The organism is Herbaspirillum sp. GCM10030257 (assembly GCF_042666555.1).
GTDB lineage: Bacteria > Pseudomonadota > Gammaproteobacteria > Burkholderiales > Burkholderiaceae_D > Noviherbaspirillum.
Genome location: NZ_JBHTDH010000007.1, coordinates 141,379 through 158,728, shown reverse-complemented (window position 1 = coordinate 158,728; position 17,350 = coordinate 141,379). Strand labels below are relative to the sequence as shown.

At 55.0% G+C, this 17,350-nt stretch carries 17 protein-coding genes; 13 read left to right on the top strand and 4 right to left on the bottom strand.

The features are described from left to right. Positions 1–54 precede the first annotated feature (54 nt). The 3 genes from ACFQUU_RS13060 to ACFQUU_RS13050 all read left to right on the top strand — a co-directional run bounded on the left by ACFQUU_RS13060 (position 55) and on the right by ACFQUU_RS13050 (position 1,257). Positions 55–486 carry a helix-turn-helix domain-containing protein gene (locus tag ACFQUU_RS13060; protein ID WP_382247724.1) on the top strand — a complete coding sequence of 144 codons (432 nt, stop codon included), beginning with the start codon at positions 55–57 and terminating at the stop codon, positions 484–486. A 164-nt stretch (positions 487–650) separates the two neighbouring features. Next, on the top strand, positions 651–842 hold the full coding sequence (locus ACFQUU_RS13055) for an oxidoreductase-like domain-containing protein (RefSeq protein WP_382247990.1): 192 nt from the start codon (positions 651–653) through the stop codon (positions 840–842). A 271-nt stretch (positions 843–1,113) separates the two neighbouring features. Further along, a complete protein-coding gene (locus tag ACFQUU_RS13050; RefSeq protein ID WP_382247722.1) occupies positions 1,114–1,257 on the top strand; it encodes a hypothetical protein in 144 nt (47 codons plus the stop codon). 714 nt (positions 1,258–1,971) lie between these two features. On the opposite strand, the gene ACFQUU_RS13045 is transcribed toward ACFQUU_RS13050, so the two are convergent. Further along, the gene (locus ACFQUU_RS13045) at positions 1,972–2,520 is read right to left on the bottom strand and encodes a GAF domain-containing protein (protein ID WP_382247720.1); all 549 of its coding nucleotides are present in this window, start codon (positions 2,518–2,520) and stop codon (positions 1,972–1,974) included. A gap of 826 nt (positions 2,521–3,346) precedes the next feature. Here ACFQUU_RS13045 and ACFQUU_RS13040 point away from each other — a divergent pair. From ACFQUU_RS13040 to ACFQUU_RS13025, 4 genes are all read left to right on the top strand, one after another. Continuing rightward, positions 3,347–3,799 carry a (2Fe-2S)-binding protein gene (locus ACFQUU_RS13040; protein ID WP_382247718.1) on the top strand — a complete coding sequence of 151 codons (453 nt, stop codon included), beginning with the start codon at positions 3,347–3,349 and terminating at the stop codon, positions 3,797–3,799. Positions 3,800–3,809: 10 nt separating this feature from the next. Continuing rightward, on the top strand, positions 3,810–5,951 hold the full coding sequence (locus ACFQUU_RS13035; protein WP_382247716.1) for a molybdopterin cofactor-binding domain-containing protein: 2,142 nt from the start codon (positions 3,810–3,812) through the stop codon (positions 5,949–5,951). 192 nt (positions 5,952–6,143) lie between these two features. After that, positions 6,144–6,626, top strand: a complete 483-nt coding sequence (locus ACFQUU_RS13030) for a carboxymuconolactone decarboxylase family protein (RefSeq protein ID WP_382247714.1) — start codon at positions 6,144–6,146, stop codon at positions 6,624–6,626. A 433-nt stretch (positions 6,627–7,059) separates the two neighbouring features. Beyond that, complete coding sequence (locus ACFQUU_RS13025) at positions 7,060–7,536, top strand: hypothetical protein (RefSeq protein WP_382247712.1); 477 nt, start codon at positions 7,060–7,062, stop codon at positions 7,534–7,536. Positions 7,537–8,088: 552 nt separating this feature from the next. Here the strand turns inward: ACFQUU_RS13025 and ACFQUU_RS13020 are convergent. Next, entirely contained in the window at positions 8,089–8,346 is a 258-nt protein-coding gene (locus ACFQUU_RS13020; protein WP_382247710.1) for a hypothetical protein, read from the bottom strand. Positions 8,347–8,555: 209 nt separating this feature from the next. On the opposite strand from ACFQUU_RS13020, the gene ACFQUU_RS13015 reads away from it, so the two are divergent. Beyond that, positions 8,556–8,843 carry a hypothetical protein gene (locus tag ACFQUU_RS13015; RefSeq protein ID WP_382247708.1) on the top strand — a complete coding sequence of 96 codons (288 nt, stop codon included), beginning with the start codon at positions 8,556–8,558 and terminating at the stop codon, positions 8,841–8,843. A 139-nt stretch (positions 8,844–8,982) separates the two neighbouring features. Here the strand turns inward: ACFQUU_RS13015 and ACFQUU_RS13010 are convergent, their stop codons facing one another. Further along, on the bottom strand, positions 8,983–9,390 hold the full coding sequence (locus tag ACFQUU_RS13010) for a cupin domain-containing protein (protein WP_382247706.1): 408 nt from the start codon (positions 9,388–9,390) through the stop codon (positions 8,983–8,985). Positions 9,391–9,686: 296 nt separating this feature from the next. On the opposite strand from ACFQUU_RS13010, the gene ACFQUU_RS13005 reads away from it, so the two are divergent. Then, complete coding sequence (locus ACFQUU_RS13005; RefSeq protein ID WP_382247704.1) at positions 9,687–10,574, top strand: alpha/beta hydrolase; 888 nt, start codon at positions 9,687–9,689, stop codon at positions 10,572–10,574. Positions 10,575–10,858: 284 nt separating this feature from the next. Here the strand turns inward: ACFQUU_RS13005 and ACFQUU_RS13000 are convergent, their stop codons facing one another. After that, positions 10,859–11,047, bottom strand: a complete 189-nt coding sequence (locus tag ACFQUU_RS13000) for a hypothetical protein (RefSeq protein WP_382247702.1) — start codon at positions 11,045–11,047, stop codon at positions 10,859–10,861. Between the two features lie 711 nt (positions 11,048–11,758). Here ACFQUU_RS13000 and nirB point away from each other — a divergent pair. The 4 genes from nirB (at position 11,759) to ACFQUU_RS12980 (ending at position 17,325) form a co-directional block, all read left to right on the top strand. Further along, positions 11,759–14,290: a nitrite reductase large subunit NirB gene (gene nirB, locus ACFQUU_RS12995; protein WP_382247700.1), complete on the top strand. Its 2,532-nt coding sequence runs from the start codon at positions 11,759–11,761 to the stop codon at positions 14,288–14,290. An 11-nt stretch (positions 14,291–14,301) separates the two neighbouring features. After that, the gene (gene nirD, locus ACFQUU_RS12990; protein WP_382247698.1) at positions 14,302–14,649 is read left to right on the top strand and encodes a nitrite reductase small subunit NirD; all 348 of its coding nucleotides are present in this window, start codon (positions 14,302–14,304) and stop codon (positions 14,647–14,649) included. A gap of 54 nt (positions 14,650–14,703) precedes the next feature. After that, entirely contained in the window at positions 14,704–15,516 is an 813-nt protein-coding gene (locus tag ACFQUU_RS12985) for a formate/nitrite transporter family protein (RefSeq protein WP_382247696.1), read from the top strand. Between the two features lie 72 nt (positions 15,517–15,588). Continuing rightward, positions 15,589–17,325 carry a protein kinase gene (locus ACFQUU_RS12980; RefSeq protein ID WP_382247694.1) on the top strand — a complete coding sequence of 579 codons (1,737 nt, stop codon included), beginning with the start codon at positions 15,589–15,591 and terminating at the stop codon, positions 17,323–17,325. Positions 17,326–17,350 lie beyond the last annotated feature (25 nt).

Sequence of the window (17,350 nt, the reverse complement as noted above, 5' to 3'; positions counted from 1 at the left end):
TCTTGACTTCACTATAGAAGTTGAAGTCAACTTTAAGTCAAGGGCTTATTTAAAATGGATATCGCTGAAGTCGCCAAGCGCGCGGGCGTTCCTGCTTCGACACTGCGCTTCTATGAGAAAAAAGGGCTCATAGCGTCGGTGGGTCGACAAGGCGCGCGGCGTCGTTTTGCACCGGTCGTGCTGGACCAGTTGGCGCTTATTGCACTTGGGCAAGCCGCTGGATTATCCCTGGATGAAATCAGCGCCATGTTGTCGCCAAATGGTGGGCCGGTGATCGACAGGCAACTGCTCGCAGCCAAGGCCGATGAGATCGACAAAACGATCAGTCAATTGCGAGCGGTCAGCCGAGGACTGCGACATGCCGTCGCGTGTCCGGCGCCGAGCCACGCAGAGTGCCCGACCTTTCAGCGCTTGCTGAAGGCGGCGGCATCCGGAGCCCTGGATAGTCGGCGGCATAGCAAGGAAATTAGGCGCACCGTCAAATAATGAGTGACTGCAAGGCTGTACACAAATTGCAAGCGCGAAGGTAGCTGTGCGGCGGCTATGCAACAACTGCGTTTCAATTTCACTGAGGGCCGCACTTGGCAAACCTCTCATGTCAACTGTTAATTATTAAACCTGCGCCGACCGCACTCTACTCAGCTAAACGCATGAATGACGGATCACAAAACCGCTTACCCGCGAATGCTTTTCAAGCGCGCCAGTGGATTGCTGACCTCGGTGCGCAACTAGCTGAGAGAGGCCTGCCTTTTCGCGATCCGCCTGAGGAGCCCACCAGTTGTTGCGGGCGCGGTTGCAATGGATGTGTATGGGAAGGCTATCTTGCAGCAGTTGGATATTGACTTGAACAGGCGAGCCAGATCTTGGAAAAACGTTAGAGATATTCGTTGCTCTCAGCTTCCTGCTAGTCACGATGAAGCTTAAGTTTGCCGTATTGCAGTTGCAATATCATTGTCCCCGTCATTTTCGTCACGTCGGCCAATAGCGCTCTGCCCGCGACGCGCATGCAAAGCCGGGCGGTCTGGGACACTGTGCAGACCGCTCTGAACGGCATTCTTTTGTTCTTCTCGGTAACCAGCGCCCGAACGTCCTGCATAACTTACGGCAGGTTGTTTGGACTATGGCGACCCGAGCGGCGAAAATGCGGCCGATATACAGCATCTGCTGAACGTGGAACTGCGCCTGGAAGCGCTACGTGCCGAACGGGACGAACTATACCGGGTGCGCCGCAGCGGCAGTATGGGGAGGTCCGGTTGATGAGGCTACGCGGTCTGCATGCTTCGCCGTCTAACGATACCGAAAACAATAAGGGGCGGACAAATTTGTCACGCCCCGTTCAATATCCGGAAATCATCAATGGCTCACTGCCATCGGCTTAACTCAACAGGGTACCCGTTAATCTATTGAATTAACGGGACGTTGCGCTTTGTCGGTTTAAATCATCCGGGATCAGGATTCCAGAGCGGCGCGCAACGCTTCGGCAGCCTCTTCCAGTTCTGCCAATAATGCTGCGGCAAGAAGGCCGACGTAGAGACGTGAATAAAGGGCCTTCTTTCGTTTTCTCATATTCAATTAAATTGCTCCTAAAGTGATGTAATTGCCGGATTTTCGAAATTGCTGCTTAGATGCATAAAGAGCGGCAGATAGCGACATAGGCATTGTTGCACGGCAGTGCAAGGATACGCTGATTGACCTTTCACTGCGTGCGCGCTTTCCTCAAGATTGAATCATGCGGGCACTCGCCATACATTTACGCGCCTCATTGGGTTCATCGAAAATTTCGCGTTTCGTACCCCGGCAAGTTTACCTTATATCAAACGGCATCCGGTTCGCCCCGATTATCTTGATCATGCGTTTGGGTGGAGGCGAATATCGCTTAAGTCGCCCCGGGCTGTAATCCCGACGTCTGCCGGATAGGGTGAAGGTTCAATTCCTTCTCCCCCAACCGATTAAGCGTAGTAATGCATCGATTCAATCCTGCATTGCCATTCGCAATGCTGCAGAGGTATGACCTGCCAATGCAGTCATGATGCGCGCATCCTCTGCATCGAATACACGGCGTTCATCATGCAGGACGATCCAGATGGTGCCCAGTGGTGTTTTATCTTCCTGATACATTGGCACTACAAGTCCTTCCGCGATGGGAACACCGGTTTCTCGCATCCACGCAAAATACCGCTCGGGATGAGAAAAAAGCTGAGTAGCCCCAAGTTCCAGGGACACGCCGCAGGGACTTTCGTGACGCGGCGCTTTTCCGCCGACGAACGGCGCAAAACGACCTGCCAGAGCGTCCCACGAAAAACCTTCCTCGCCGTCAGAGTCGTACAACAGGCTCACGCCTGCGGAATCCGCATTACAGAGCACCAAAGCCTGCTCGCATATGGTTTGCATGATGACGGCGCGCCCATAGGTCGTACGCCGCGCGATCGTCGTGAAACCTCTGCGCTCGCCAAAGACATCAGGTCTCCTGCTTTTGCGAGAGTCGAGCTCGCCTGTGATAAGAACGTCTTGTAGATTCATATGGCAATTCTTTAAAGAACTTCGCAGGTGGAAACTCTTTCAATAAATAACAATTATGCAATAAGCCCCATTTTTTATGCCTATTTTATGAGAAAAGTAAGCGACCGGTCTGACCGAGGTTTACCCAAAGTTTGGGGATATGTCGCCGCAGTCCCAGCAGCGTGCCGTAATGCTCCTTACGCGAAAAGAGAAGACACCCGTCGAATAATGGAAAAATCTTAGCCAGTCTAAATCGTATGGGCTTTAATGGATGTGTTTAACGGCGAGCTCACCGGTACACTTCTGCAAGCCAGCAGGCATTATTCTTTAACGAAGATAGATCCTATATGCACCCATGAATATTCCACATGCCAACGGCATCTGCATAGCGACCTCGATGAAACCAGGCCGCTGCTTGTCGTTGACTCTACCTTGTATACAAGATATAAATGCCAGCGTAAGTGGGTAGAAGCGATCAGCCTGGCATCCATCGATGGCGTAATGCCATCGTTGCCCGGTGGGAGATTGCTCACTGTAAAGCCGCCGTTCGATATGCACGCCGTAGTGATGCATCGGACGTCCTACAGTGATGCAATCTTTCGACCGGACCTGCGATGCAAATACCACTCTCCCGCATCAGTAGCTTTCCCCTCATGGCGCAATTCCTGGAGAACGTCTCCAAGGCTCGCCTCGACACTTCATTAATATTAGCTTCTCCTTGTCTCGCAGCATTCGGAGACAGTGCTTTCGCGCGCACTGCTCTTCGCTCTACCCGCAGCCTGCATCCGCATGGCGGCGATGCCGGTTCCTGATTTACTCCCTTCCACATTCACACGAGGAGTTCGACATGCAATACAAACTTGACATCAATGGTGCGCCACACAAGGTGGACGCCGATCCGGACATGCCGCTGCTCTGGGTGCTGCGTGATTACCTTGGATACAACGGCACGAAGTTCGGATGCGGCGCCGGGCTGTGCGGGGCCTGCACCGTACACGTGGATGGCAAAGCCGCCCGTTCCTGTATCACTCCGGTCAGTTCAATAGGCAAGGCAAAGATCACCACCATAGAAGGCCTCTCCGCTGACAACAGTCATCCGGTGCAGCAGGCCTGGATTGCGGAACAGGTGCCGCAGTGCGGTTACTGTCAGTCGGGCATGATCATGGCCGTCGCCGCGCTGTTAAAGGAAAAGCCCCAGCCGACGCGTAGCGACATAGCGGATGCAATTACGAATATCTGCCGCTGCGGTACCTATTCGCGCGTCGAACGCGCCATCGAACGCGCAATACCAAAAGTGTAAGGAGCGGACCATGCAAGAAATCACAATGGATCGCCGCAGCTTTCTCAAAGCCGGCAGCCTGCTTGCAGGCGGACTGGTGCTTGGATTCAATCTACCTACCGCACTTGCACAGACTGCGTCGGCAACCGACCCGGACAACGTCAATGCATGGCTGCGCATCGCGCCTGACGGTACCGTGACGATCATGGTGCCCTCCGCCGAAATCGGACAAGGCGTGTACACCTCCGCCCCGATGCTGATTGCCGAAGAACTCGAGTGTGACTGGAAACAAGTCCGCGCAGAACTCGCACCGACCGACCCGGTCTATGCAAACCGGATGTTCAAGGTGCAGGCTACCGCCAGCAGCACGTCGGCGCGATGGTCATTCGAGCCGTTGCGCCGCATCGGAGCGGTTGCCCGTGTCATGCTGGTCGACGCGGCCGCGCGCACATGGAACGTACCGCCGGCCGAATGCCATGCGCATCTTGGCAAGGTCATGCATACACCGACCGGTCGCGTACTGGCTTATGGCGAGCTCGCGCCCAAGGCCGCGCAGTTGCCCCGTCCCACCGAGGTAAAACTCAAGGACCCAGCACAATGGACACTGATCGGCAAACCGGTGGCACGGCTCGACATTCCGCTCAAGACCAATGGCAGTGCGGGCTTTGGCGTAGATGTCCGGGTGCCGGATATGCTGGTTGGTACCATTGCATCATGCCCCGTACGCGGTGGTAAGCTGAAGCGCGTCAATGGCAAGCCGGCACTTGCCGTGCGAGGCGTCAAGCAGGTTGTGCCGCTGGAGGATGCAGTCATTGTGCTCGGTGACAGCTATTGGACAGCCAAGCAGGGATTGGCTCGCCTGAAGCCGCAATGGGAAACGCAGACCGACCAGATGGTCGATAGCAAGACGCTGATGGCCGGATTCAAGAATGCCCTCGCTGATCCCGGTATCGCCGTGGCGAAGCGCGTCGGTGCACCGGAGGATGTCCTGTCCGGTACCGGCACGCGCGTTGAAGCGGACTATGAAGTGCCCTATCTTGCGCACGCGACGATGGAGCCGATCAATGCAACCGCCGATGTACGTCGCGATCGTGCGGAAATCTGGGGGCCTACCCAAGTGTGCGGCGAGATTGCGCACAAGCTTGCGCCGTACCTGGGTTTGCCTGAAGAGCGGATCGTGGTGCACTCCACATTCGCTGGCGGCGGGTTTGGCCGGCGCGAGGAATTCGATGTTTTCATTCAGGCGGCACTGGCATCGAAAGCCGCGAAGCGGCCGGTCAAGCTGATCTGGTCGCGTGAAGAAGACATACAGCAGGATTATTACCGTCCAGCCGCCGCAGCTCGCTTTGCCGCGGTGCTGGACGAGCGCGGGAACGTCGCTGCATTGGAAACCCGGCTTGCCTGTTCATCGATCTATATTCGCAATTTTCCTGCGCGCGTCAAAAATGGAGTCGATCCCAAATCGGTGGAAGGCACGGTAGACGTACCCTATGCGCTGCCGAACTTTGCGGTGCGCTATGCCATGGTCAATACGTCGGTTCCGGCCGGCTTCTGGCGCGGCGTGGGATACACGCAGAACTGCTTCTTCTTCGAAAGCTTTGTGGACGAACTTGCCCATAAGGCGGGGCAAGATCCGGTCGCGTTCAGGCAGTCGCTGCTCAAGGAAAAGCCACGGCATGCCGAACTGTTGGCAAGGCTTGCCAAACGGGCTCAATGGGGTAACGTACCGGCCGGGCACCATCTTGGCGTTGCCTTGTCCGAGGCGTGGGGCTCGATCTCTGGTGCCGTCGTTGAACTCTCGGTCAAGGACAAGCGCATTGCAATTCACCGCATTGTTTGCGCGGTGGATTGCGGTACGGTGATTAATCCGGCGACGGTTGAGCGCCAGATGGAAGGTGCTACGATCTGGGCGCTGACCGCATCCATGTCTGGAGAAATCACCATCGACCAGGGGCGCATACTGCAGTCCAATTTCCACGACTATCCCATGCTTCATTTGGCTCAGACGCCGCCAATAGAATGCGAGCTGATTCAAAGCGGCGCGAAGATCGGTGGTGTCGGCGAATCGGGTGTTCCGCCGCTGGCGCCGGCGTTGTGCAATGCATTGTTTGCGGCCACGGGTGAACGCTTGCGTTCGCTGCCTTTGGCACGGCATGGTTACGTGCTCACGTAACTTGCCATCGGCGCCCGGCCACGTCCTTACGTGGTCGGGCGCCGGGTAATGCAAGAAATAAACGTAAGCCAATAGATCGCGGCCAATTGCATGATAGGTATACCGTTCCTCGCATAGACACCTCGGTAAAAAACCGTAAGCTTGATAGCTCAACATACTGGCAATATTGCCTGGTATTCAAAGGAGCACATCATGTCCGCAAGCAGCCGCAGTGAATGGTCTCAGTTATCCCGCATCGCCCCATCCGTGGAAGCAGCGCTCGTCGCACTTGGAAAGGCTGCAAGCGACAAGGACATGGAACCGGCATTACTTGAATTGGTCAGTCTGCGCGCGTCCCAGATCAACAACTGCGCATTTTGCGTGCAATATCACCTGAACGCGATTCGCCATTGGAGATTGGCGGTGCCGCGCGAGAAAATCGATCTGGTCTCGGTGTGGAAAGAAGTCGATATTTATTCCCCGCGTGAGCGGGCCGCGCTGAAATGGACGGAAATCATCACTTCCTTGCCGGAAAATTCTGTCTCCGATCACGACTATGCCCAGGCGCATGAACACTTCAGCGAAAAGGAGCTATTGCTGCTGACCGCTGCGATCGGCGCCGTCAATGTATGGAACCGGATTGGCGTTGCCTTCAGGTTTTCGCCGCCGGTTCCGAACCCGGATATGGAGAGCTGATTTTCGCGACAACGGCACGCATCTGCCAGGTGCGAAAATGCATTAAAAATGCCGAGTACCTTTGGCCGATGAATGCGTGGTCGAAGTGGATGATCTCAACACAGCAATTTCCGCGCAAACCATTATCAGGGATAGCGGTATGCGCAAGGCAAGGAAGAGGAGGCGGGCGATTCGCGCCGCGCGCCAGATGACTGCCGAAGAGATCGACGTTGTAGCGAAGGATTACTCCAGTCGATAGCCGCGATACGAGGGTGTATTTGTTATGTCAGCTTCCACATACAATGCCAAAGCCGGAGGAGGGGCCGATGCCGGCAACTTTGATAACGGCATAGTCTCTAACGATCTTCTCCAGGCCATGTGGAGTATGACGATCATGAACGGCAATCAATCAACAGGCATGGGCTCCGGCCCTCAGCAAAGCAGGGGCACACCTATGCCTGATTCAACAGACGATCCCGACAGCAGGCTGCAGGTCGAGAATCCCACGCCGGTGACAGAAACCGGCGCAGCGCGGCAAACCCATCAGGAAGCCTCATCCGGCAATAGCACCGAAAATGCCGCAGACAATCCAGGCAACTCCGCTGTCGTCGGCGCTGCAGGTGGAACCGACGCGGCGGCAGGGGCAAAGCTTTCTGGCAGCAAAGGCGGGCCCGGTGGTCCTGGCATGCGGGAAACCTCGGATGCGGCTGGTTCCACCGGCGCGCCCGGCGGCTCCCTGAAGGGGGATTCGGTTAGTCCCGCTGCTGGTGCGGACGCTGCCGGTGGGGCCGGTTTAGGGTCGGCTGCCTCGGCAGGCGATACACGCACGGGCACCGGCACGTCGTCCGGCTCCGGCACAGCGTTGACGGGTGGCGGCACCAGTGGTGGGCGCGACGCGGGTACTTCTGAGGGTGGCGGAGACAATCCTTAGCGCAATGTTCCCCGCGACTTCAGGGCCACGGCATTGGACGACCGGCATTTGGCAGAACGCTCGGCTATGTCCCTTGTGTATTTGTACAACGGCAATTTCCTATCCACAAGGAAATCATGAAAGCTAATGAACAATATCAATCATGTATCGATGAGTGCTATGCCTGTGCAGTAAGCTGTGATGACTGCGCAGCTTCATGCCTTGCGGAAGAGGACGTGAAAATGATGACGCGCTGCATCAAGCTTGACATGGACTGCGCACAACTATGCAGGGTTGCCGCCAGCTATATGGCACGTGGAAGCGATTTTGCCGTCGCGATATGCACTATGTGCGCCGACGTTTGCGAGGCATGTAGTGAGGAATGTGGACAATACGAGATGGAACATTGCCAGCGCTGTGCGGAAGCATGCCAGCGTTGTGCAGCGGAATGTCGTCGCATGGTATCCGGGGTGCGCATAGATATGACTGGCCAGAGCGCCGGTGTTACAGCGCACTGACCGCGGCTGGGTATCCTTCAAATGTCTTAGACGTCCAGGCCTCGGTCAATGCGGGCTATCTCGGCTGGTTCTCGTCAGGCAAGGGATAAGCATCGGCAACATAGGCATGTCCCTTCATGACCATGACGATGAAGCACACCAAGCCTCCCATCAGAACAATCTGGCAATGCAAGAGGATAAGGCCAATACCTAGGTAGTAAGCTTGTTCCATCTGCTTGAGCCCGAGACCAAGTATTCCCGATTTCGCCAGCAGCATGAAGCTCGCAATACAAACCAGACCCACTATCAGGATAGTCGGCAGTTTTCTGAGCAATGTCCATTCAAGACCCGATGGACATCGTTTTGAACCGGGTAAACGCTTCATGAGACCGAATTTATTTCAGCAATATCATTTAGACGGTATCGCCAAAAATTGGTTTTCTGGTTTGCCATTTACATTTCTTTAGCCGGGCTGTTTTGGTATAGCCCGTGCATCTTCGAAACCGGCTAGGATGTCTGCTTACTCAACTCCTTGGAGTCTCAATGTTTAATAAAGGAAAGATCTCCTCCGATCTGCAGTTAAAGAAGGAGACCCTGGAGGCAATTGGCTATGTCTTCGACAGCATTTCCAAAAAGTCCGGCTGGACCTGGTCTGCGCAACTGAATGAGTCGATGGAACACTTTTCGAGCGAAAGCGAAGCGGTACAGGATGCATGGAACAACGCAGGAGAACGGACCCAGTCTGTACTGAGCATTCCCGCCGAGACCTGGGAGCGTATGGCGAGCAAGGAACAGAAAGAAATGATTCTGGAAGCCTTGGCCGTGGATTGATCGCGCCATCCTATTCACACGACACACGACGTGGTGTGTCTTACCCGACGCCGTGCTACCCGCACGTCACATGCGATATGTTACATGCCACCCGCATCGCAAGGATACGCATCATGCCGTCCTGACGGCTTGGGAAACTTTAAACCATTCTTTTTTGATAGGGCACAACGCGGTCCTGTTCCGCCGGATCGTTACGCGCAACAATTGCCCGCGCGGCTTCAGTCGCACTAAGGTTGATCGCTTCATGCGGAACTGACGGCGGTATGAAAAGAAAGTCTCCTGCCTCGCTGATAACGGACTCTGCAAGATCTTCTCCATAACGCGTTTCGACGCGTCCCTCAAGCACATAAATTGCGGTTTCATAACCCGCATGTGAATGCGGTTCCGCGCGCGCTCCTGGTGGGATCACAACCATATGCATCGATATCCCTGTACTTCCCGCAGTGTCACCAGAGATGCCAGTGAAGTAGGGAAGTCGCTGACGCGTCATGGTTTCACGATCGGGACGCACTGCGACAACGGTCTGTTTATTTGCAAGTGAACGCATATTGCTCCTCCATTGGTCGGATAACGCACATCTTCGGGCGTACGTAGCTGGTCAATCCGCTGACCTGAGTCCGGCAATAATTCAGATTGATGATAAACCAGTCACTGCGCATTGGCGCATTGATTCATACCTGCCGTTGTGCCGTTGTGATGGGACGCTGGCGCGTGTAAATCAATGATGTAGTGTTGCAAACACGTCAGCTCCGCGCCATGTTCCTGTCATCTCTGCGGGATCGCAAAACCTCCGTCCAGACGGCAACTAAGCTGAGAGTAAGGGACATCAATGTGAGGCGCCGCATGAAGCAAAGAAGCAAACACATTCTCTCCGGCTTGGCCGGAATGGCAGGCACGGTATGGCTGGGTCTGTTTGCGACGCTCTCTGCCAGACAGCATAGATTGATATTCAATCCGATTCGTGTCAAAGAAGTCGAGCATCCGAGGAGCGCCAGCCATCGTACTCGCTCGATTGTCTTGCGCAGCAAGGACGGGACAAGGCTATGCGGCTGGCTTCTAACGCCCAAGGCGCCGGGTGCGCATCCCGCGGCGATCTATTTTGGAGGCCGCTCGGAAGAGGTCTCCTGGGTAGCGCGAGACGCTGGAACCATGTGCCCGGACATGACGGTTCTGGTGATGAACTACCGGGGCTATGGCGATTCCGATGGCATTCCGGCCGAACGGCATCTGGTGGAAGATGGGCAGATGCTGTTCGACTGGCTGGCCGAACACAGGCGTGTTGATCCCAACAGAATCGCTGTCATTGGTCGCAGCCTCGGTTCAGGTGTTGCTTTGCAAGTGGCGGCGCAGCGTCCTGCCGCTGCCGCTGTGCTGATTACGCCCTACGACTCGATTCTCGCGATTGCTAAGCGTCGCTTCAAGACGATCCCGGTTTCGCTGATACTCAGACATCGCTTTGAGTCGATCAAACACGCGTCGAAGGTTGTCGGGCCGGTCCTAGTCCTGCGCGCCGAGAACGACAGCGTCATACCGCGTTCGCACACGGACCTCCTGGTATCGAAGCTCGCCAGCGTACAGGTCGATCAGACCGTGCCAGGATCGGATCACTTCAATATTCCCTATCTTGCCGACACACAGCAGCGGATTGCCGGGTTTCTTCATGCACGCCTTTTCAACGCGGAACAGAAAGTGCCCGCCATATCACCGCTGCTAACCTTGATTGGTCAGTAAAGACCTTTCGCAATCAGGCGGTAGAAGGGCGGAAATCTGGCGCCCAGGCTCAAACATCATTCTTAAGTCTTTCAGGATACAGGGACGGGCCAAGCCGGACGCATAAAAAAGCCCGCTGACCAATTTAGGCAGCGGGCTGAAAATGCTTCATCACAGGGATTCTTAATGCATCTATAGATTAACTCCGCTTTCGAGAGGCGGTTTGGCTTGTGTCAAGCGGGATACGCCTGGTTACATTTTTGACATGCTTCTTACATTCCGCGCGTTTTGAGCGCGCTGTTTGCTTAAATCAGGAACCAGGTATAGTCCGCTTCGTTATCGGGTTCCCGCTTCCAGTTTTTCCGGTCCTCCGTCGCCGACTCAGCCACTGGGGAACGGCGTGTCACGCGAAATTCCATCTTGTCCATACGGTATTCGCCGGTTGGCATGTTGCCCGTCATCTCGCGGCGCGCTTTGTCAAAATCGTTTTGCATAGGGTTCCTTCCGAATTGTTTCATGCTGCATCAGGCGCAATCCTGGACTGCTATCGGGAATACGCCATACCGTCAGATTAGGCCGAGCGGCAAAATCTGATATCGAAAACATCAAACGGTAGGCTGAGCAAAAGCAAAGACTCGCCGGCATGTGCGCCAACGGACACCTTGGTGCAAATACCGGTTTCGTTCGCACTTTCGCAGTGCGAAGACATCAGCGTCATGCGCTGTGTTGAGGCACAACACCCCAAGGTGATGCAGAAAATCCGTCATCCCGTCCAGAAAACCGGCACAAGTGATATGGCATGCCGATTGCTAAAGTCAGTACAAAGCAATAGCGCTTAGTAGTACTACGCCCAACGTCGGGCAAGCATTGGACAATGGTGTCCCGTGCATTGAAGCAGCAGCCTGCCGGCTGGTGCCAAGATGCGCGTACAGCTATGGATAACGGATGTTAAGGAAAGCGAACTGCATTGGCTGCTTCTGCGTACTGGCGGCTTTGATGCAAACCACTCACATTGTGTGGAGCATGCTTTCGTCCCATTTCCTCAGCAGGATCATTGATACATTCACCAACGCGCTCGCACGACTATCCGCCGGTACACCTTCCAGGGCAGGTTTCTGTCGCCGGCCCAATTCGCCTCTCATCCAAAATCCGAAAAATGATGCAGCTCTGCTGACGTCACCAATATTCACGTCCAAGGAAACGCTATGAAAGTTCTCGTCATTGGCCACGGCATGGTAGGCCACAAATTTCTGGAAAGTCTGGACGAAGCCAATATCCGCGATGCGGAAGTGACCGTACTCTGCGAAGAGCCGCGCGCCGCATACGACCGGGTTCATTTGTCAGAATTCTTTGCGGGAAAATCGGCAGCCGACCTGTCGCTCGTATCCGCGGATTTCTTCAATCGTGACAACCTGCTGCTCAAGCTGAACACACTTGCAACCGCCATTGACCGCCACAACAAGACGGTCACGGTAAGCACCGGCGAAACTCTGTCTTACGACAAACTGATTATTGCCACAGGATCGTATCCCTTTGTGCCTTCTGTTCCCGGCAAAGACCGTCAGGACTGTTTTGTCTACCGTACTATTGAAGACCTCGAAGCCATGCTCGAATGCGGCAGCCGTTCAGCAAGCGGCGTGGTTATCGGTGGTGGTCTGCTTGGGCTCGAATGCGCGAAAGCACTACGTGACATGAACCTGCTCACCCACGTTGTCGAATTTTCGCCGCGCCTGATGGCAGTCCAGGTGGATGACGCCGGCGGCCGCATGCTGCGCAAGAAAATCGAAGACCTCGGTGTACAGGTACATACCCAGAAGAATACCATCGAGATCGTGGACGGCGAAAGCGCGCGGCATCGCATGGTGTTTGCCGACGGCACGCATCTTGAGACAGACATGATCGTTTTCTCCGCCGGCATTCGCCCGCGCGATGAGCTGGCACGTGCAAGCGACCTTTCCATCGGGCCGCGCGGAGGCATAGTCATCGATAACCATTGCCGCACGTCCGATCCGGATGTCTATGCGATCGGCGAATGTGCATTGTGGAACGGCCAGATCTTTGGCCTGGTTGCACCAGGCTACGACATGGCGCGTGTCGCGGCCAAACATCTCGCCGGCGAGGCGGCTGAGTTTTCCGGTGCCGACATGAGTACCAAGCTCAAGCTGATGGGCGTTGATGTCGCCAGTATCGGTGACGCCTTGGGCACCAGTGCCGGCAGCCGTGCCTATCAGTTTGCCGACGAACGCAAGCAGGTCTACAAGAAAATTGTCGTGTCCGACTGCGGCAAACATCTCCTTGGTGCCGTGCTGGTTGGCGACGCCACCGAATACGGCACGCTGCAGCAGATGATGTTGAACCGGATTGAACTGCCTGCTGAGCCCGAGTTCCTGATCCTGCCGCAAAGCGATGGCAAGGCCAAGCCCGGCCTGGGTGTGGACGCGCTACCGGCTTCCGCGCAGATCTGCTCCTGCAACAACGTGTCGAAGGGACAGTTGTGCGAAGCCGTTGCCGGCGGGATCGCGACGATTGGCGAACTCAAGTCCTGCACAAAAGCCGGCACCGCGTGCGGTGGTTGCGTTCCGCTGGTAACGCAGGTCATGAAAGCGGAAATGAAAAAACAGGGCTTCGCGGTGAACAATCATTTGTGTGAACACTTCGCCTACTCGCGCCAGGAGCTGTTCCATCTGATTCGCGTTGGCGAGATCAAGCGCTTCGATGCGCTCCTGGCCATGCATGGTAAAGGCCTGGGCTGCGATGTTTGCAAACCGGTGGTGGCAAGCATCTTCGCGTCGTGCTGGAACGACTTTGTACTCAAGAAAGAACATGTCAGCCTTCAGGATTCGAATGACTACTTCCTCGGAAACATTCAAAAGGACGGTACCTATTCCGTTGTGCCTCGTATGCCGGGCGGCGAAGTAACACCGGATGGACTGATCGCAGTAGGTCAGGTCGCCAGAAAATACGGTTTGTACACCAAGATCACCGGCGGGCAACGGGTCGACCTGTTCGGCGCCCGTATCGACCAGCTGCCGGCCATCTGGGAAGAGCTGATCGATGCCGGCTTTGAATCCGGCCACGCTTACGGCAAATCGCTGCGTACTGTCAAATCCTGCGTGGGATCGACCTGGTGTCGCTATGGTGTCGACGACAGCGTCGGTCTCGCGATCGAACTCGAGAACCGCTACAAGGGATTGCGCGCACCGCACAAGATCAAGTTCGGCGTCTCCGGTTGCACACGCGAATGCGCGGAGGCACAGGGCAAGGATGTCGGCGTGATCGCGACCGAAAAGGGCTGGAACTTGTATGTCTGCGGCAATGGCGGCATGAAGCCGCGCCATGCCGAATTGCTGGCATCGGACCTGTCGAAAGAAGACCTTGTCCGTTACATTGACCGTTTCCTGATGTTCTATATCCGTACGGCGGATCGCCTGCAGCGCACCAGTGTCTGGCGCGACAACCTGGAAGGCGGCCTTGACTATCTGAAGGAAGTCGTAATCCAGGACAAGCTTGGCATGGCGGCCGAACTCGAAGCCCACATGCAACACGTCGTCGACACCTATGAGTGTGAATGGAAGAACGCCGTGACCGATCAGGAAACACGCAAGCGTTTCCGCCAGTTCGTTAACAGCGACCAGCCGGACCAGAACGTCGTGTTCGTGGAAGAGCGCGGCCAGATACGTCCTGCCACGCCGGAAGAACGCAAAGTCACCATTCCCATCATTGCCAAGGCAGCCTGAGGTTAACCATCATGAATAACGACATCGAGATTACAAGCTGGAGCGCAGTATGTTCGGTAGACGACATTGTTCCCAATACCGGTATCTGCGCGCTGGTCAAGGACAGGCATGTAGCGGTATTTCATGTCAAGGCAGATACCGAACGCCTGTTTGCAATTGATAACTACGACCCGAATGCGCATGCCAGCGTTCTTTCGCGTGGACTGGTCGGCAATCTCGGCGAGCGTGTGGTCGTGGCATCGCCGATTTATAAGCATCACTTCGATCTTCGTAATGGCGAATGTATTGAAGCTCCCCAGAACTCAGTAAGTACCTATCCGGTTCGAATTGAAAACCGCACTGTCTGGGTTGCCGTCTGACGCATAGGATTTTTGTTTTTCAATCATCATCATCGCGACTTAAAAGGAAACATCATGGCCTATTTGGCGCCTTCGGAATTCGTCACAAAAATGGTCGACGCCGGCGAATCGAAGATTTACATGGCAACCAGGGATGCATTGATCCGGGCTTACATGGCTGGAGCGATCCTTGCGCTGGCCGCTGTATTTGCGGTCACTGTTTCGGTGCAGACCGGATCTCCGATCTTTGGAGCCATCCTGTTCCCGGTTGGCTTTTGCATGCTTTACCTTCTCGGCTTCGATCTGTTGACCGGCGTGTTCGTATTGACGCCACTGGCACTGATCGACAAACGTCCGGGTGTCACAATCGGCGCGGTTCTGAAGAATTGGGGTATCGTTTTTGCAGGTAACTTTCTGGGTGCCTTCACGGTTGCCGTCCTGATGGCCATTGTCTTCACGAATGGATTTTCGACCGAACCCAGCAAGGTCGGCCATGCAATCGGCGTCATTGGCGAATCACGCACGCTGGGCTACGCACAATATGGCGCTGCGGGAATGTTGACCTTGTTTGTCAGAGGCATGCTTTGCAACTGGATGGTGTCGCTCGGTGTGGTCGGTGCGATGATCTCGACGACAGTGGGTGGGAAAGTCATTGCAATGTGGATGCCGATCATGCTGTTCTTCGCCATGGCCTTCGAGCATTCGGTAGTCAACATGTTCCTGTTTCCGTCGGGCCTGCTCATGGGAGGTAACTTTTCACTCATGGACTACCTGATCTGGAATGAAATCCCGACCGTACTTGGCAATCTGGTGGGCGGACTTGCATTCACCGGTCTGACTCTGTACGCAACGCACGTGAAAACCGCTCCAAAGCGTTCCTTCCGTTAATCACAGAGGACGCAAAGGAAACTGTCAGAGAAGCGCCTCAGTACCACCAGACACTGAGGCACTTTCGACTAGATGGCCAGTCAATTAAACATATCGGTCGGACAGCATTCCGATAAGGGACGAAAGGAAATCAACCAGGATTTCCACGGTGCCTATATCCCTCACGAATCGCTGTTAATTACCAAGGGCGTTGCGCTTGCCATCGCTGACGGTATCAGCAGCAGCGATGTGGGTCATGTCGCCAGCCAGTCGGCCGTCACCAGTTTTCTGGAAGATTACTACTGCACCTCTGATGCCTGGTCAGTCAAGACCTCGATAGAGCGCGTACTGGTTGCGACGAACTCCTGGCTCTATGCACAGACCCGGCAAAGTCGGCACCGGTACGATAAGGACCGAGGCTATGTGTGCACCTTGAGTGCCATGGTGATCAAGTCGACGACGGCCCATATCTTCCATATCGGCGATTCGCGGATCTACCATGTGCGCGGCAATACTGCAGAGTTGTTGACGAACGATCATCGGACATGGGTGTCAGCCAAGCAGAGTTACCTTGGTCGCGCCCTGGGCGTGCATCAACAGATTGAAATCGATTATCGCACGCTGCAGATCGAGCGGAACGATCTCTTCCTGCTCGCGACAGATGGCGTCTATGAGTATGTCGACCCCAGCTTTATCATGGCAACAGTCCATGACAATCGAGACAACCTGGACCAGGCTGCACAGGCCATCGTCGAGGAAGCATACCGTCGAGGAAGCAAGGATAACCTGACCATCCAGATCGCCAGGGTCGATACGTTACCGGCGCCTGATGCCAATGAGATGTACCAACAGTTAGCTGAATTGCCTTTGCCTCCATTGCTTGAGCCGCGGATGACGTTTGATGGTTTCAGAATCGTCCGGGAAATGCATGCCAGCAGCCGCAGCCATGTTTACCTGGCCCTTGACGAGGAGACCGGTACTGAAGTCAGTATCAAGACGCCATCGGTCGATCTGAGAGGCGATCCAATGTATCTGGAACGATTCCTGATGGAAGAGTGGATTGCGCGACGCATCAATAGCGCGCATGTGCTGAAGCCATGTTTACCCAACCGCAAGCGCAATTACCTGTACGTCGTCACGGAATTCATTTACGGCCAGACACTGTCCCAGTGGATGACTGATCATCCAAAACCCGACCTCGATACAGTGCGCCGGATTATTGAACAGATCGCCAAAGGATTGCGTGCCTTTCATCGACTGGAAATGCTGCATCAGGATTTGCGGCCTGCCAATATCATGATCGATACGACCGGCACGGTGAAAATTATCGATTTTGGTTCAACGAAAGTGGCAGGCATAACGGAAATGACTATCAGATCCGGATTCCTTGACTTGCTCGGAACGGCGCCCTATACCGCGCCGGAATATTTTCTGGAGGAAGAAGCCTCATCGCGTTCGGATCAGTTTTCAATGGGAGTGATTGCTTATCACATGCTGACGGGATGCCTGCCTTATGGGACACAGGTGGCAAAAGCCAGAACCCGTTCATCGCAAAATAGACTGAGCTATCAATCCGTGCTCGAACATCGTCGCGATATTCCAGTATGGGTGGATGAAGCAATCCGGAAAGCAGTGCATCCGAAACCGGATAAACGGTACGGTGACTTATCCGAGTTTATCTTCGATCTGCGTCATCCAAACAAGGCCTTCCTCAACAAGACACGTCCGCCACTAATCGAACGTAATCCTGTCGTTTTCTGGAAAGGCGTATCGTTCATGTTGATGCTCGTGGTTCTCTTGCTGCTCGGCTATCCATCATTTCTTAAATAAGTCGAACAGCTGAGGTAAGGAATGC

What these genes read in the sequence shown, in the direction of transcription:
- ACFQUU_RS13000 (WP_382247702.1), bottom strand. Translation starts at nt 11,047, where the DNA reads ATGCAAAACGATTTTGACAAAGCGCGCCGCGAGATGACGGGCAACATG.
- ACFQUU_RS13060 (WP_382247724.1), top strand. Translation starts at nt 55, where the DNA reads ATGGATATCGCTGAAGTCGCCAAGCGCGCGGGCGTTCCTGCTTCGACA.
- nirB (WP_382247700.1), top strand. Translation starts at nt 11,759, where the DNA reads ATGAAAGTTCTCGTCATTGGCCACGGCATGGTAGGCCACAAATTTCTG.
- ACFQUU_RS13005 (WP_382247704.1), top strand. Translation starts at nt 9,687, where the DNA reads ATGAAGCAAAGAAGCAAACACATTCTCTCCGGCTTGGCCGGAATGGCA.
- ACFQUU_RS13015 (WP_382247708.1), top strand. Translation starts at nt 8,556, where the DNA reads ATGTTTAATAAAGGAAAGATCTCCTCCGATCTGCAGTTAAAGAAGGAG.
- ACFQUU_RS13045 (WP_382247720.1), bottom strand. Translation starts at nt 2,520, where the DNA reads ATGAATCTACAAGACGTTCTTATCACAGGCGAGCTCGACTCTCGCAAA.
- ACFQUU_RS13055 (WP_382247990.1), top strand. Translation starts at nt 651, where the DNA reads ATGAATGACGGATCACAAAACCGCTTACCCGCGAATGCTTTTCAAGCG.
- ACFQUU_RS13010 (WP_382247706.1), bottom strand. Translation starts at nt 9,390, where the DNA reads ATGCGTTCACTTGCAAATAAACAGACCGTTGTCGCAGTGCGTCCCGAT.
- ACFQUU_RS12985 (WP_382247696.1), top strand. Translation starts at nt 14,704, where the DNA reads ATGGCCTATTTGGCGCCTTCGGAATTCGTCACAAAAATGGTCGACGCC.
- ACFQUU_RS13030 (WP_382247714.1), top strand. Translation starts at nt 6,144, where the DNA reads ATGTCCGCAAGCAGCCGCAGTGAATGGTCTCAGTTATCCCGCATCGCC.
- ACFQUU_RS13040 (WP_382247718.1), top strand. Translation starts at nt 3,347, where the DNA reads ATGCAATACAAACTTGACATCAATGGTGCGCCACACAAGGTGGACGCC.
- ACFQUU_RS13025 (WP_382247712.1), top strand. Translation starts at nt 7,060, where the DNA reads ATGCCTGATTCAACAGACGATCCCGACAGCAGGCTGCAGGTCGAGAAT.
- nirD (WP_382247698.1), top strand. Translation starts at nt 14,302, where the DNA reads ATGAATAACGACATCGAGATTACAAGCTGGAGCGCAGTATGTTCGGTA.
- ACFQUU_RS13035 (WP_382247716.1), top strand. Translation starts at nt 3,810, where the DNA reads ATGCAAGAAATCACAATGGATCGCCGCAGCTTTCTCAAAGCCGGCAGC.
- ACFQUU_RS12980 (WP_382247694.1), top strand. Translation starts at nt 15,589, where the DNA reads ATGGCCAGTCAATTAAACATATCGGTCGGACAGCATTCCGATAAGGGA.